The organism is Nocardioides cavernaquae (assembly GCF_003600895.1).
In the GTDB taxonomy this organism is placed as follows: Bacteria; Actinomycetota; Actinomycetes; order Propionibacteriales; family Nocardioidaceae; genus Nocardioides; species Nocardioides cavernaquae.
Genome location: NZ_QYRP01000002.1, coordinates 1,312,978 through 1,328,569 on the forward strand (window position 1 = coordinate 1,312,978; position 15,592 = coordinate 1,328,569).

Here is a 15,592-nt window from a genome sequence, read left to right on the forward strand (position 1 = left end):
GCTAGTCAGCCCTCGACGTTGAGCAGCAAGCGGACCGCCGTACGCCCGACGGCGATCGCCGCACTGATGCTGTCGAGGTCGCTGGAGAGCCGAGAGACGTCGTGCGCGCCGCTCGGCGGCCTCACCTGGGTCAACCGCACCTGGTTCGAGGTCTCGAGCTCGCGCAGGCGCTCGTCGTCCTCCCGGTAGGTCACGTGGCCCGCGCCGTGGCTCCGCCCCGCACCGCGACCGAACGCCGCGAAGTACGGCGCGAGCAGCGCCCGCTCCACCGCCGATCCCGATCGAGACTGGTCCTCCCGCCGGGTCCGCAGCACCAGGACGTGCGTCGCGCCCTGGTCCAGTGCGGTGCGATAGGGCACCGCCTCCGCCAGCCCACCGTCCAGCCAGGAGCGCCCACCGAGCCGAACCGGCCGCCCGGCGAGCAGGGGCATGCAGGCCGTTGCGCGCAGAGCGGTCTGAAGGGAGGCCTGGTCGGTGATGTACGGCGCGAGGTCGGCTGCCTCGCCGGTTCGGGCGTCCGTCGCGAGGAGGTGCAACGTCACCGGGTTGGCGAGGATGGCCGTGAAGTCCATCGGCGTCAGGTGTTCGTAGACCCCGTGGATCAGGACGTTCAGGTCGACGAGCGGCCCGCCGCAAAGCAGGCGACGTGGGTCGGTGACCCCCGCCGCCGCGACATCGGGTGACGCCCACGACGGCAGCCACGTCTGCGCCTCGCCGGTCAGCAGCCACGCCGCGTTGAGCGCCCCGCCCGACGTGCCGTACACCGCGTCGAACGAGCCCGTCAGGCCGAGCTCGTCGAGGGCCAGCGCCATCCCCGCGGAGTACGCCGCGCGGTTGCCGCCACCTTCGATCGCCAGCGCGACCCGCCACTCGTCGTCACGCGCACCGGCGACGCTTCCCGCGTCGCGACGGCTGACGATCAGATCCTCGACCGAGGGCAGTGCGGGGGTGTTGACCACGCAGCGAGCGTAGCTGTCCCACCAAGTGAAGAAACGATTCCGCAGAGGGAAATCCTCCGGTAGCGTTCTCCTGTCGGCCTGCGAAAGTGTGCCCGCTTCAGCGACCTGGGCGGCGCACCGCAGGCACGAGATCCGTCGACACAATCGACGCCAATCTGACCGAGGGCCCGGCACATCACCGGGCCGGATGCGCTGGGAGCAAGGCTGTGTTGCGTCTACCTGAAAGCTGGGTCTGGGACTTCTGGCTCCTCGACGACGGCGAGCGCTATCACGTGTTCTTCCTGTTTGCGTCGCGTGCGCTCAAGGAACCGAACGCGCGCCACTATCGGGCGTCCATCGGCCACGCGGTCTCTGACGACCTGACCAACTGGGAGCGCGTCCCCGACGTCATGGTCCGAAGCGATGCGCCGGCGTGGGACGACCTCGCCACCTGGACCGGCTCCGTCGTTCGCCACCCTGACGGCCGGTGGTTCATGTTCTACACGGGTTCGACCCTCGCGCCGGGGGGCTCCAACATCCAACGGATCGGCTACGCCACCTCGGACGACCTGATGAGCTGGGACAAGGTAGGCCACTTCGTTCTTGAGGCCGACCCGAAGTGGTACGAGCGTTTCGGCGCCGGGCTGTGGCACGACGAGGCCTTTCGCGATCCCTGGGTGTTCGCCGACCCTGATGGCGACGGTTGGCACATGCTGATCACTGCGCGTGCGAACCACGGAGCCGGAGGACCGGATGACGGTGTCGATCGCGGTGTCGTTGGGCATGCATGGTCGCCCGATCTCGAGCGCTGGGAGCACCGCGGACCGCTGACCAGTCCGGGCGAGGGATTCGGGCAGATCGAGGTTGTCCAGACTCAGGAGATCGACGGTCGTCATGTCCTCATGTTCAGCACGGGCGCCGAGCACATCTATGGCGAGCGGGCCGGCGAGGCGACCAGCGGTGTCTGGTACGCCCGGGCTGAGTCCGCCCTCGGTCCGTTCGACCTCGCGAATGCGCAGCGCATCGGCGGCAAGGAGCTGTACGTCGGCAAGCTGATCCGCGACCGCGACACGGGCGAGACGAAGTTCCTCGCCTTCGTGACCGATGTCGACGGCGAGTTCGTGGGCGAGATCATCGATCCGATGACGGTCGAGTGGGACGGCGACGGTCTGGTGCTGCGGGCCTGAGCCGAGCGTGTGTGCGTCAGCCAGCTGCCGGCGGTGGCGCGACCGACTCGCGTCGGACGATCGGACATTGCATCCGGACGACCTTGCCGTCGCCGTTGGGCTCCCATGCGACATACGACGTGTCCTGGCCAAGCAGGACCTTGATGGCGAGCTTCCCCATGCCTGCATGGGGAAGCTGCATCGTCGTCAAGGGCGGGTCGAGCTCGGAGGCGATGAACTCCTGGTCGTCGAAGCCGACGACAGAGATGTCGTTGGGCACGGAAAGTCCACGCTGGCGCACGGCCCGGTAGAACCCCATGGCCGCGCGGTCGTTGAAGCAGAAGACGCCGGTCGGGCGCACGTCTTCGGGAAGGTCGAGCAGTTCCCCTCCGCGAACGCCGCCCGCAACGAGCGGGGTCACGCGGACGTGGAGGTCCGGATCCGGGGTGATGCCGGCCTCGGTGAGTGCCTGGAAGTAGCCCGCCAGCCGCAGTTTTGAGGCGGCGGTGCCGGTGGCGTCGTCGAGGTAGGCAATGCGGCGGTGGCCGTTGTCGATGAGCTCGCGGGTCGCTGTGTAGGCAGCGGTGGTCTCGTCGGGCACGATCGAGCGGAAATGGCCGCTCGTTGCCCGGCAGTTCAGGAAGACGGTGGAGTCCGGCAGTGACGGGATCGGGTCAACTTCCTTGTGGTACATGTGCGCGACCACGAGCGAGGAAACCTGGTGCTGGACCAGGGAGTCGACTGCCCGCTGAAGGTCCGCCTGGCTCGGTGACTTCCCGATGTTCAGTGTGAAGAGGAGTTGCCCGTTGTCGGCGGCCTCGTCCTGGGCTGCTGCGAGCATGGCCACCGCGAACGGGGTGGTTGTGACCTCGTCGGACAGGAACCCGATCGCTTGGCTGCTGCGGCGCCTCAGTCCCCGGGCCGTCTCGTTGGGCTGGTAGCCGAGCTCCTCGGCGGCCTTCTGGACGCGGTCGCGCGTCGACTCCGGCACCCGCACGCCGTCTCGCTGCTTGTTGAGCACCACGGAGACCGTTGTGATCGACACCCCGGCACGCGCGGCGACGTCCTTGAGCGTGGGGCGAGAAGACGGGGACATGTGCACCTCCTGAGGCGTGGAAGGAAATCTACATCGAGGGTCTTGACATCGAAGAAACGTTGTATCACTGTTGCAGAAACGTTTCTTCATGTGTCATCCGTCACAAGGCGGAGGCCGATCTCCAGGAGGACCCCGTGGGACAGCACCTGCCCCGTTCGATCGTGAAGGCTGTGGCTGTTGCCGGCGCCACCGCGATGATCGCCACCGGCTGCGCAAAGGCCGGCACTGGTGGCGGCGACGCCAACACCCTGACCCTGTGGACGCACAACGGCGGCAACAAGGCAGAGCTTGCCATCGTCAAGCAGATCGTCAAGGACTACAACGGTAGCCAGGACCAGTACACCGTCGATGTGAAGGCCTTCCCACAGGAGTCCTACAACTCGGCCGTCACCGCCGCGGCGACCTCGAAGAAGCTCCCGTGCATCCTCGACACCGACGCACCGAACGTAGCGAGCTGGGCTCGTTCGGGCTTCCTTGCTCCGCTCGACCTGCCTCAGGAAGTGGTGGACAAGAACCTCGACAGCACGAAGGGCATCTATCAGGAGAAGCTCTACTCGATCGGCTACTACGACGCTGCCCTTGCGGTCTTCGCGCACAAGGACGCGCTTGAGAAGGCCGGCGTTCGGATCCCGACTGTCGAGGAACCGTGGACGGCCGCTGAGTTCGAGAGCGCCCTGGACAAGATCAAGAAGTCCGGTGACTACGACCACGCCTTCGACCTGGGCACCGGAGACTCGGGCACGGAGTGGTGGACCTACGGCTACTCCCCGTTCCTGCAGAGCTTTGGCGGTGACCTGATCGACCGCGACGGTTACAAGACTGCGGACGGCGTCCTCAACGGTGATGCCGCGAAGAAGTGGGCCGCATGGTTCCGCGGGATGGTCACGAAGGGCTACGCGCCCGCGAAGTCCAGCGTTGACGCGTTCGCGGACTTCCAGAACGGCAAGTCCGCCATGGTCTGGACGGGCATCTGGAACGCCGGCCCGCTCGGCGAGGTCAAGGATGGCGTCGCCCTGCCGCCGCCGGACTTCGGCAACGGCCCCAAGATCGGTGGCGGTTCGTGGCAGTGGGCCGTCAGCTCCAGCTGCGCCAAAAAGGACGCGGCAATGGACTACCTCGCGTTCTCTCTCGACCCGAAGTACCTCGCGGAGTTTGCCGACAAGCAGAGCGTCGTCCCGGCCACCGAGGAGGCCGCCGCCATCGCCGGCAACGGCTGGGAAGAGGGCGGCTCGAAGCGCTTCTTCCTCGACGAGTCCGCTGCGTTCGCCGAGCTGCGTCCCATCACCCCCGGCTATCCGTACCTGACCTCGACCTTTGCCAAGGCTGCCCAGGACATCATCGCCGGTGGTGACGCGGACAAGATCCTCGACAAGGCCGTGACCGATATCGATGCCGACCTCAAGGCCAACGACAACTACGGCAACTGACCCGGTGGGGCGGGCGGCGGCCCAATGACTGGCTGTCGCCCGCCTCGCCCCCATCGTCCGGAGGATCGATGTCCACCACGCTTGCCCCCCAAGCCGCTGCGGCCGGTGCGCCGAGTGGCACGCGCAGCAAGGCCAAGACCCGCTCTTGGGTCGGGTTTACCTTCACGGCACCGGCGCTGTTCCTGCTGGTGGTCTTCTTCTTCATCCCGGTGGGGCTCTGCTTCACCCTCGCGTTCACCAACGCCCGATTGATCTCTCCGGAGCCGACCCAGTTCACCGGGCTCGACAACTTCCAGCGACTCTTCGAGGATCCGCTGTTCTGGAAGTCGCTCCGCAACACCGCGTTCTTCGCGATCGTGGTCGTGCCCGTTCAGTCGGCCCTCGCGTTGCTGCTCGCCATCCTGGTCAATGGCCAGGGTCGCGCCAAGAACTTCTTCCGCACCCTCTACTTCGTGCCGGTCGTGACCTCGATCGTCGTGGTGTCGATCCTGTGGCGCTTCATGTACGCCCCGCAGGGCCTGGTCAACAACCTGCTCCAGATGGTGACGTTCAACCTCGTCGACGGGACGGACTGGCTCAACAACACCTCCACCGCGATGCCCGCCATCATCGTGATGTCGATCTGGCAGGCAGTGGGGTTCCACATGGTCATCTGGCTCTCCGGCCTCCAAACCATCCCGAGCGACCAGTACGAAGCTGCCGCCCTCGACGGTGCCAGCGAGTGGGACAAGTTCCGCTTCATCACCTGGCCGGGACTCAAGGAGACCCGCACCTTCATCCTGGTCACGATCACTATCGCGGCACTCGGCCTCTTTGCACAGATCCAGGTCATGACCAGCGGTGGCCCGCTCGACTCGACCTCGACGGTCGTCTATCAGGCCGTGCGCACTGGCTACTCGCAGCAGCAAACCGGCTATGCCTCGGCGATCTCGCTGGTCTTCTTCGCCCTCGTGCTGTCCATCTCCCTGCTCCAGCGATTCCTCACGCGAGACAAGGACGTCCGATGACCACGACCACCGCCGCCGCTGGCTCGCGGCGAGCTCCGAAGCCGGCACGGAAGATCACCGGCCGCATGATCGGCATGAACGTCGGTCGTCTGCTCCTCGGCATGTTCTTCGCGTTCCCGATTGTCTTCATGCTGGTCTCATCGCTCAAGCCGGACGAGCAGATCTTCAGTGACATGAGCTCACTCAAGGCGTTTCTGCCGGTTGGCGACCTGTCACTCGAGAACTACCGGACGACCCTAGACACGGTGCCAGCGTTCCGGTTCCTGCTGAACTCGATCATGGTGTCCGTGGTGACGGTCGCGCTTGGACTGTTCATCAACAGCTTGGCGGCTTTCGGCCTGTCGCGACTCCAGTGGAAGGGCCGCGGGCTGGTGCTCAGCTTGGTCCTCGCCACGCTCGTCGTGCCGTTCGAGACGTTCGCCCTGCCGCTGCTCTGGTGGGTCAACCACCTGCCGTGGCTCACCCACCAGGGGTTCACGATCCTGTGGACCGAGGGCTGGATCGACACCTACCGCGTGCAGATCCTTCCGTTCGTAGCGAACGCATTCTCGATCTACCTCTTCTACTCCTACTTCCAGAGCATCCCCAAGGAGCTCGACGAGGCGGCGCGCGTCGACGGTGCGAGCTGGTTCCGCATCTACCGCAGTATCGTCATGCCGCTCTCCGGTCCGGCCATCGCGTCCGTCTCGATCCTCACGTTTCTGCCGGCCTGGAACTCGTTCCTCTGGCCGCTCATGGTGGTGCAGACCGAGGAGCTTCGACCGGTCATGCTCGGCGTCAGCTACTTCTTCCAGCTCAACGTCGCGTGGGGCCCGATGATGGCCTACTCGAGCATGATCACGATCCCCGTGCTGGCGCTCTTCCTCGCCTTCCAGCGCTCCTTCATCGGCAGCATCGCGTCCAGCGGAGTGAAGGGATGAGCGTGGCGACCCATTCTCGGAACGGTCTGCGACCCGCGCTCCACCTCACGCCTCCTGAGGGGTGGATGAACGACCCCCACGGCCTGATCCACCTCGACGGGACCTACCACCTGTTCTTTCAGTACGTCCCCGGCTCACTGACCTGGCGCCCGGACTGCCACTGGGGCCACGCCACCAGCACCGACCTGCTGCACTGGGACGTCCATCCGATCGCGCTCTTTCCTGACGATGATGAGGTCGGTGTGTGGTCCGGCTCCGCCGTGGTGGGGGACGACGGCGTACCCGTCCTGCTCTATACCGCGGCGCAGGAGGAGAATCTCGACCGGTCACTGGTCCGTGCTGCCTACCCGGTGTCGGAGGACCTTGTCGTCTGGCGCAAGGGCGAGGTTCTCGTCCGACCGCGCGAGGGCGATGCGGTCTTCCGCGACCCGGTGGTCTTCCGCGAAGGCGACCACTGGCGGATGCTCGTCGGCCAGGGCACTTCCGACGAAGTCGCCGGCGTTGCGGTCTACCGCTCCCCGGACATGAAGAACTGGGAGTACGACGGCCTGCTGACCACCCGGCCGGCCACGGCCGATCCCTACACCGGTGTTGCCTGGGAGTGCCCGCAGCTCGTGCAACGCACACGCGGCCTCGAATCGGACGTCCTCATCGTCTCGGTCTGGAACCACGGGGTGACCCTGAATGTCGCAGCGACCGCGGGCATCTACGTCGACGGGCGCTTCGCACAGGGGGAGTGGCAGACCCTGACCGCCGGCACCTCGGGCCACTACGCCGCGAGCCACTTCGCCGATGTCGACGGGCGCCCCTGCGTGCTCTTCTGGATCCGCGACATCATGGACCCCGGCACGTGGGTCGGTGCGATCAGCGTGCCGTACGTCGTGTCCGACGAGGACGGTCGGATCGTCCTCACGCCGCATCCGTCCGTTGCCGCGGTGCGCACCGCTCCCGATGGGGACGAGCCCGCAACGGCGCTCGACCTCGAGTGGTCCCCGCGCGGCATCGACCACCTCAGTCTGGTCGGCCCGGATTGTGCGGTCCGGGCCGACCTCGCCATCGCTGACGGCGTGCTCACCGTCACGGTGCCCGGTGCCGACCCGGTCATGGTTGAGCACCGGGCGCCCACGCTCCGCGTGATCGCGGATGCCCAGGTCCTGGAGGTCGTCGCCTCGGGTGGTCTCGTCGGACTGCCGCTCACCGACGTCGCCGGCGGCTTCCGACCGGTTGCTGACGAGCCGAGCCGCCTCGCGTGGTGGCACCTCTCCTGACTCCCTCTCCCTTCGCACCAATTCGCAAGGAGCACGAAATGGCCAGCATCACTTTCAACCAGACCCAGCGGTGGTACCCCGGCGCTGACTCGCCCGCCGTGCCCGGCATCGACCTCGCGATCGAAGACGGCGAGTTTATGGTCCTCGTCGGTCCGTCGGGTTGTGGCAAGTCCACGACGCTGCGGATGCTCGCGGGTCTCGAGGAGGTGACCGACGGGTCGATCCATATCGGCGACCGCGAAGTCACCAACCTCGCACCCAAGGACCGCGACATCGCGATGGTCTTCCAGTCGTATGCGCTCTATCCGCACATGACGGTGGCCGACAACATGGGCTTTGCGCTGAAGATGGCCAAGGTGCCGAAGGCAGATCGCGATCGCCGCGTCGCTGAGGCGGCTGCGATGCTCGGCCTCACGGAGTACCTTGAGCGCAAGCCGAAGGCGCTCTCGGGCGGCCAGCGTCAGCGCGTCGCGATGGGCCGCGCGATCGTGCGCAAGCCGCAGGTGTTCTGCATGGATGAGCCGCTGTCCAACCTGGACGCCAAGATGCGCGTGCAGACGCGCACGGACATCGCCAAGCTGCAGCGCGACCTCGGCGTCACCACGGTCTACGTCACGCATGACCAGGTCGAGGCGATGACAATGGGCGACCGCGTGGCGGTGATGAAGGACGGCCTGATCCAGCAGGTCGACACCCCGCTGGCGCTCTACGACCGGCCGGTGAACCTCTTCGTCGCGGGCTTCATCGGATCCCCGCAGATGAACCTGCTGTCCGGTGTGTCCGTCGACGGTGACGTCCGGATTGGCGAGTACGTCGTGCCGGTCGACCCCACGGCCGCAAAGCGAATGGACGGCAACGTCGTCGTCGGCGTACGCCCCGAGAACTGGCGGATCGTCGGTGCCGGCGAAGGCATCCCGATCACAGTGCGCCTGATCGAGGAGCTCGGAGCGGACGCGTTTGTCTACGGCACGTGCGAGGCACAGGGGACACCGCACGACGTCATCGTCCGCGTCGCAGGCCGCGACGCGACCCAGAAGGGTGACGTGCTCCACGTGACCACCGACCCCGCCCATGTCCACGTCTTCGACAAGGAAACCGGTGCTCGCCTCTCCGCCTGATCAGAAGTTGCCTGAACCGGTTCTTGTCATCGGGGAAGCCCTCATCGACCTGATCCGCCGACCCGGTGAGTTCACGGACGCGCGCGTCGGCGGCAGCCCGCTGAATGTCGCGATCGGGCTCAGTCGGCTGGAGGTTCCCGCCGTGTTGCAGACGCGCATCGGCGCCGATGACCACGCCGACATGATCCAGGCGCACCTCGCCGAGAATGTCGTCGCCCTGGTGCCGGGTTCGGTCACCCCTGGTCGGAGCTCGACGGCAGTGGCCACGATCGGCGGCGACGGAGCCGCGACGTACGAGTTCGACATCCACTGGGCGCTCGACCGGACGCCGCTCGGGTCGCCGGCGCTGCTCCACACAGGCTCGATCGGAGCCGTGCTTGAGCCGGGCGCATCCGTGGTCATCAACACGATCCGCGTGCTTCGCGACACCGCGACGATCTCCTACGACCCCAACGTGCGACCGAAGCTGATGGGCGAGTGCGATTCTGCTCGCGCCCGGATCGAGTCGCTGGTCTGCCTGGCGGACGTCGTCAAGGCGAGCAGTGAGGACCTCGAGTGGCTCTACCCCGACACCGACCTGGAGGTCGTCGCTCGAGGCTGGCGAGACCTTGGTCCGGCGATCGTGGTGGTCACGCACGGCGAGACCGGCGCGTACGCCGTCGGCCCGGCCGCCGCCGTACGGATCCCAGCGCCGGCGACCGACCTGGTCGACACCATCGGTGCCGGTGACTCGTTCATGGCCGGCCTCCTTGCCGCGCTGTCCGACGCTGACCTGCTTGGCAGGAAGCACGAGTCTCGCCTGCGTGCCCTCGATGAGGCGGCGCTCCGTGAGCTGCTGGAGTTCGCTGCAGCATGTGCCGCCGTGACTGTCTCCCGTCCAGGTGCCGACCCGCCGCGTCGGGGCGACCTGACCGTGAAGGTGAGCCCGTGAACTACCTGGCCAACCCGGACCGATACACAGGTACAAGCTACCGCCCGGCAGGGCTGTCGGGCCTCAAGCTGCCCGCATTGTCGCTCGGGCTCTGGCAGAACTTCGGTATCGATCGTCCCGAGGAGACGCAGCGCGCCATCCTGCGACGAGCGTTCGATCGGGGCGTCACCCACTTCGACCTCGCCAACAATTACGGCCCGCCCTACGGCCGCGCGGAGGAGAACTTTGGGCGCTACCTCACGGACGACTTCAAGCCCTACCGGGACGAATTGATCATCTCGTCCAAGGCCGGGTGGGACATGTGGCCGGGGCCCTACGGCAACGGCGGATCGCGCAAGTACCTCCTCGCCTCCCTCGACCAGTCGCTGCGGCGGATGGGACTCGACTACGTCGACATCTTCTACAGCCACCGATTCGACCCCGAGACTCCCGTTGCCGAAACGATGATGGCGATCGACCAGGCCGTGCGCTCGGGCAGGGCGCTCTACGCCGGCATCTCGTCGTACTCCGCTGAGCAGACCCGCGAGGCGGCGAGCATCGCACGCGATCTTGGGACACCGCTGCTGATCCACCAGCCGCCGTACTCGATGCTCGACCGGCGGATCGAGGACGCCGTCCTCGACGAGCTGGAAGCGCAGGGCATGGGCTGCATCGCGTTCTCAACGCTGGCGCAGGGCATGCTCACCGACCGCTATCTCGACGGTGTCCCGGCCGACTCGCGAGCGGCCCGCTCCGGATCGTCCATCCGCCACCTTAATGAGGACACGATCGCGCGGGCCCGTGGACTCAACGAGGTCGCCCTCGGGCGAGGACAACGGCTCGCGCAACTGGCGCTGCAGTGGGTGCTCCGGGATGCGCGGATGACGTCCGTGATCATCGGCGCTTCCAGCCTCGAGCAGCTGGACACAAACCTTGATGCGCTTGACTTCCCGGCGCTGACCGAGACCGAGCTCCGCGCCATCGACGCGTTCGCCGTCGTGCCGGGCGCGACCATTTTTGACGGCTGACCCGACCTCTTCCAGGAGAACCCTCCATGTTCGTTCCGCCCGTGGCCTCCGCGCCGACGCGCACCTGTTTCGAGCTGCTCGAGGCAGGAGACCTGATGCCGATTGCGCTTCCGGTGGGCGCGCCATGCGGCGCGCCGTCGGGCTTGTCACTCGTGCTCAACGGTCCCGGCATGCCGCTACTGGGCGAGCACAGCCGCGGCCTCTTCACCCGGCCGCACCTCCGTGGCCACCGGATCGACGGAGGAGCGTGGTCGACTCGCTTCGAGCTGGCTTCCCTCGCTGAGGGCGACGCTGGCCTGCTTCTGGAAGCACACGATCCAGCGGCAAGGCTGGCGCTTCGCGGCGAGTTCGAAGAGGCTGCGGGCGGTGTTCTTCGAGTCCGCTACTCCATCACGAACCTTGACCCGTCTGCGTACCTCCTCGAGGGGCTGGAGGTGGTGCTCCCCATCGCGGACGACCACACCGAGGTCCTCGACTTCACCGGGCGGCACGAGCGCGAGCGGACCCCGCAACGGCACGCCCTGACCGACGGGCTGTGGCTCCGCGAAGGCCGTGGCGGACGCCCCGGGCTGGATGCCGCGACCCTGGTTGCGGTCGGGCAGCCGGGGTTCACGACGACGACCGGCAGCGTGGTTGCCGTACACGTGGCCTGGAGCGGGAACTCGGTGGTGCGGGTCGAGCGCAGCGCAGCAACCGGTACGACGATTGGTGGCGGCGAGCACCTGCTCCCTGGCGAGGTGGTGCTCACGGAGGGCGAGAGCTACCGGACGCCCTGGGTGCACTTCGTGGCGGCGGATTCCGGCCTCGACGACGTCGCCGCGGCCTGGCATGCCTATGCCCGCGCGCTTCCTGCCCACCCCGACCTCCAGCCTGTGGTGCTCAACGTGTGGGAGGCGGTCTACTTCGACCACGACCTCGCCCGGCTGGAGGACATTGCCGATCGCGCAGCAGCAGTCGGCGTGGAGCGTTTCGTGCTCGACGACGGCTGGTTCCGTGGCCGGCGGGACGACACGGCGGGCCTCGGTGACTGGTGGGTCGACGAGGATCTGTGGCCCGATGGGCTCACGCCCCTGATCGGGCACGTGCAGGCACTCGGCATGGAGTTCGGACTCTGGTTCGAGCCCGAGATGGTCAACCCGGACTCGGATCTGTTCCGGGCGCACCCCGACTGGATCCTGTCTGCCGGAGATCGGCGCCCCCTGCTGCACCGGGACCAGTGGGTGCTCGACCTGACCAATCCTGACGCGTTCGGGCACATCCTCGAGCGGGTGGACTCGATTCTGGGCGCGCACGCGATCGGCTACGTGAAGTGGGACCACAACCGCGAGCTGCTGGAGGCGGGAGCCTCATTGCGCGGCGGCGCTCCGGCCGTCCGGGAGCAGACACTGGCCTTCTACCGACTGCTCGACACCCTCCGCGACCGCCATCCGTCCGTTGCTTTCGAGTCTTGTTCTTCCGGTGGCGGTCGCATCGACCTTGCCGTCGCGGAACGGGTCGAACGCTTCTGGACCTCTGACGTGACCGATGCCCTCTCGCGGCAGCACATCCAGCGATGGACGGCGCAGCTCATCGCTCCCGAATACCTCGGGGCCCACATCTCGGCACCGACCTCGCACGCGACCGGTCGCACGATGAGTCTCGACTTCCGCGCCGCGACCGCGCTGTTCGGTGCCTTCGGCATCGAGTGGGACCTGGCGGAGGCGAGCGAATCCGACCTTGCCCTCCTCGCGGAATGGGTCGAGCGGCACAAGCGGCTGCGTCCGCTGCTGCACACGGGTCGCATGGTCCGGCCGGAGTCGGCGGACCCGGCGGTCCTGCTCCACGGCGTCGTGGCTCAGGATCGGCGCCGCGCGGTGATTGCACATGTCCAGATCGACGAGTCGGCGCACAACCGAGGCGTTGCCGTGCGGGTACCCGGTCTGGATCCGGAGGCGACGTACTCGTTGAGGTGGGCGGCGCCAACCGACCTGCGGATGTTCAGCATGTCATCGCCGCTGCCTGCCGTGGGACCGACCGAGGGCGTCGTCGTAACCGGCCGCGCCCTCGCGACAAGTGGCTTCTGGATGCCGCGCCGGCGACCCGAGACCGTGACACTGGTCGAGCTCCACGCAACGAAGGAGGAGGCAGTATGAGGATCGATGTCACCCGGGCTGAGGGACGGATCCGTGAGCGCATGATCGCTGACGGACTCAGTGCGACGGCGATCGAAGTGTTCGTGAACTCCTTCCTGAGCGTCTCGGCGGGTGCGACCGGGCTCATGCCAGAGTCGTCGATCGGACCCTTGGGGGCGACGCCCCGGCTGGACGATCTGGAGTGGGACGGGTCGCCAGACGGTCTTGCCCGGACGGCGGTCCTCAAGCTCAACGGCGGACTCGGCACGTCGATGGGTCTGGACAAGGCGAAGTCGCTGCTGCCGGCACGCGACGGCATGACCTTCCTCGACGTCATCGCCCGCCAGGTCCTGGCGGGCCGCGAGGCGCACGGTGTGGCTCTGCCGCTGACGTTCATGGACTCGTTCCGGACCGCGGAGGACTCGATGGCCTGGTTGGCTTCCTACCCGGATCTGGCGGTCGGGAACGTGCCGCTCTCGCTCATGCAGAACCGGGTGCCGAAACTCCGCTCCGACGACCTCACGCCGGTGTCCTGGGTCGCCGATCCCTCACTGGAGTGGTGCCCTCCGGGCCACGGTGACATCTACACCGTCTTCCACACGAGTGGCTTCCTCGATCTCCTGCTGGAGGCGGGGTTCACCCAGCTCTTCGTGTCCAATGCCGACAACCTCGCGGCCTGGCCGGACCCGCGCATCGCTGCCTGGTTTGCTGCGAGCGGTAGCCCGTTCGCGGTCGAGGCCGTGCGACGCACGCCGAGCGACCGTAAGGGTGGCCACTTCGTACGCCGCGTGGGCGGCGGCATCACGCTGCGGGAGACCTCGCAGGTTCCTCCTGAGGATGCGCGGTGGATGGCTGACCTCGAGCGTCACCACCTGGCGTCGACCAACAACATCTGGATCGATGTGGCGGCCATGCGGGACCTTCTCCGCGAGAGGGACGGTGTGCTCGGGCTGCCCCTGATCCGCAACGCTAAGACCGTCGACCCGACCGACAAGACGAGCACGCCGGTGATCCAGATCGAGACCGCGATGGGTGCCGCGATCGGGCTGTTCGACGGCGCGAGTGTGATCGAGGTCGGCCGCGACCGGTTCCTGCCGGTCAAGACGTCCGATGACCTGATCATCCTGCGCAGCGACTGCGTCACCCTGGACGAGGCCCTGCGGCCCGTGCAGATGACCGGCGACCTACCGTTCGTCGCTCTGGACGATGCCTACAAGTTCATCTTCGACTTCGAGGCGCGATTCCCCGCAGGCGTGCCCAGCCTGATCAAGGCGACCTCGTTGGTCGTGGAGGGTGACTGGACCTTCGGCGAAGGGATTCGCGTCGTCGGGGTTGCGCAACTTGGCCCGGAGGGCGGCAAGGTTCCCGACGGAGCCCTTCTCAGCGGGGAGGCGTTATGAGTGGCGTCATCACCGCTGCGGAGGCTCCCGAGCGTCTCGTCGACCTGGTCGTCGAGCGGTTCGTGGCCCTGCACGGTCGAGCTCCGGAGGGTGTCTTCGGGGCGCCGGGAAGGGTCAACCTGATCGGCGAGCACCTGGACTACAACGACGGTCCGTGTCTGCCGATCGCGCTGCCCAACCTGACTGTCGCGGCGGCCGGACGTCGCGCAGACAGCCGGCTCTCGGTCAGCAGCCTGCAGCAGGACGGCTCCTTCGAGGCCGATCTGAACGCCCTGGGGCCGGGCGCTGTGGCCGGCTGGGCGGCGTACGTCGCGGGTGTGGTGTGGGCGGCGCGCCAGAAGGGCATCGACGTCCCCGGGATGGACATCGTCGTGCACAGCAGCGTGCCTGTGGGGGCGGGGCTGTCCAGCTCGGCGGCACTCGAATGCGCCGTGGCGCTCGCTGTGTGTGCCGCTGCCGGAGTCGAGGTCGACGGTCAGGTCCGCCGCGACCTCGTCGAGATCTGTGGTCGCGCGGAGCGCGAGGTCGCCGGTGCGCCGACGGGCGGAATGGACCAGACCATCGCCCTCTTCGGGAGGAAGGACCACGCGCTGCTGATCGACGGATCCGCCCCACTGCGCCAGATCCCGTGGCATCCCGAGTGCGCGGGACTGTCGGTCCTTGTCATCGACACCCGTGCGTCACATGCGCTCAATGACGGCGGCTACGCCACCCGGCGCGCCCAGTGTGAGCAGGCGGCCGAGCTCCTTGGTGTCAGCTCGCTTCGCGATGCTTTCGACCGGTCGCTCCGACTCGATCCCATCGAGGACGACGTCGTACGCCGTCGCGCAAGGCACGTTCTGACCGAGATCGAGCGAGTGCGTCGGGCCCTCGATGCACTCAGTACGGGGGACTGGCGGACGGTCGGGTCGCTGCTTGACGCGTCGCACGCCTCGCTCGCGGACGACTTCGAGGTCTCGTGTCCTGAGCTCGACCTCGCCTGCTCCGCGGCTCGTGGTGGCGGCGCACTGGGCGCGCGGATGACCGGCGGTGGCTTCGGCGGCTCCGCCATCGCGCTCGTGCCTTCGGAACGTGCCGGGTCCATCGCCGCCCTCGTAGCCGGCGTCTTCGCGAGCCGTCGCCTCGTCCTTCCCGCGTTCCACCTTGCGCCCGCCTCTCAGGGCGGCCGCCCGCTCGCTCCCCGGTTGGTCAGCGGCTGACCAC

General features: G+C 67.4%; 13 protein-coding genes. 11 read left to right on the plus strand and 2 right to left on the minus strand.

What is annotated here, in order from left to right; translation table 11 throughout:
* Window positions 1-5 precede the first annotated feature (5 nt).
* A complete protein-coding gene (locus tag D4739_RS06485; protein ID WP_220699247.1) occupies window positions 6-959 on the minus strand; it encodes a patatin-like phospholipase family protein in 954 nt (317 codons plus the stop codon).
* A 209-nt stretch (window positions 960-1,168) separates the two neighbouring features.
* On the opposite strand from D4739_RS06485, the gene D4739_RS06490 reads away from it, so the two are divergent.
* A complete protein-coding gene (locus D4739_RS06490) occupies window positions 1,169-2,125 on the plus strand; it encodes a family 43 glycosylhydrolase (RefSeq protein WP_220699248.1) in 957 nt (318 codons plus the stop codon).
* Between the two features lie 16 nt (window positions 2,126-2,141).
* On the opposite strand, the gene D4739_RS06495 is transcribed toward D4739_RS06490, so the two are convergent.
* Window positions 2,142-3,200, minus strand: coding sequence for a LacI family DNA-binding transcriptional regulator (locus D4739_RS06495; RefSeq protein ID WP_120059806.1), 1,059 nt, complete (start codon window positions 3,198-3,200; stop codon window positions 2,142-2,144).
* A 134-nt stretch (window positions 3,201-3,334) separates the two neighbouring features.
* On the opposite strand from D4739_RS06495, the gene D4739_RS06500 reads away from it, so the two are divergent.
* The 10 genes from D4739_RS06500 to galK all read left to right on the plus strand — a co-directional run bounded on the left by D4739_RS06500 (window position 3,335) and on the right by galK (window position 15,588).
* Window positions 3,335-4,627, plus strand: coding sequence for an extracellular solute-binding protein (locus tag D4739_RS06500; protein ID WP_220699249.1), 1,293 nt, complete (start codon window positions 3,335-3,337; stop codon window positions 4,625-4,627).
* A gap of 68 nt (window positions 4,628-4,695) precedes the next feature.
* Window positions 4,696-5,634, plus strand: a complete 939-nt coding sequence (locus tag D4739_RS06505; protein WP_120059807.1) for a carbohydrate ABC transporter permease — start codon at window positions 4,696-4,698, stop codon at window positions 5,632-5,634.
* Window positions 5,631-6,554: a carbohydrate ABC transporter permease gene (locus D4739_RS06510; protein ID WP_120059808.1), complete on the plus strand. Its 924-nt coding sequence runs from the start codon at window positions 5,631-5,633 to the stop codon at window positions 6,552-6,554. Before D4739_RS06505 ends, D4739_RS06510 begins: the two co-directional genes overlap by 4 nt.
* A complete protein-coding gene (locus D4739_RS06515; RefSeq protein ID WP_120059809.1) occupies window positions 6,551-7,822 on the plus strand; it encodes a glycoside hydrolase family 32 protein in 1,272 nt (423 codons plus the stop codon). Before D4739_RS06510 ends, D4739_RS06515 begins: the two co-directional genes overlap by 4 nt.
* 38 nt (window positions 7,823-7,860) lie before the next feature.
* Entirely contained in the window at window positions 7,861-8,940 is a 1,080-nt protein-coding gene (locus D4739_RS06520) for an ABC transporter ATP-binding protein (protein ID WP_120059810.1), read from the plus strand.
* A gap of 7 nt (window positions 8,941-8,947) precedes the next feature.
* Window positions 8,948-9,871 carry a carbohydrate kinase family protein gene (locus D4739_RS06525; RefSeq protein WP_220699250.1) on the plus strand — a complete coding sequence of 308 codons (924 nt, stop codon included), beginning with the start codon at window positions 8,948-8,950 and terminating at the stop codon, window positions 9,869-9,871.
* Window positions 9,868-10,878 carry an L-glyceraldehyde 3-phosphate reductase gene (gene mgrA / locus D4739_RS06530; protein WP_120059812.1) on the plus strand — a complete coding sequence of 337 codons (1,011 nt, stop codon included), beginning with the start codon at window positions 9,868-9,870 and terminating at the stop codon, window positions 10,876-10,878. Before D4739_RS06525 ends, mgrA begins: the two co-directional genes overlap by 4 nt.
* A gap of 26 nt (window positions 10,879-10,904) precedes the next feature.
* On the plus strand, window positions 10,905-13,010 hold the full coding sequence (locus D4739_RS06535) for an alpha-galactosidase (protein WP_120059813.1): 2,106 nt from the start codon (window positions 10,905-10,907) through the stop codon (window positions 13,008-13,010).
* The gene (locus D4739_RS06540; protein ID WP_120059814.1) at window positions 13,007-14,389 is read left to right on the plus strand and encodes a UTP--glucose-1-phosphate uridylyltransferase; all 1,383 of its coding nucleotides are present in this window, start codon (window positions 13,007-13,009) and stop codon (window positions 14,387-14,389) included. The genes D4739_RS06535 and D4739_RS06540 overlap by 4 nt, the downstream gene beginning before the upstream one ends.
* Window positions 14,386-15,588 (plus strand): galactokinase, encoded by a 1,203-nt coding sequence (gene galK, locus D4739_RS06545; RefSeq protein ID WP_120059815.1) that lies wholly within the window; start codon window positions 14,386-14,388, stop codon window positions 15,586-15,588. The genes D4739_RS06540 and galK overlap by 4 nt, the downstream gene beginning before the upstream one ends.
* Window positions 15,589-15,592: the final 4 nt, after the last annotated feature.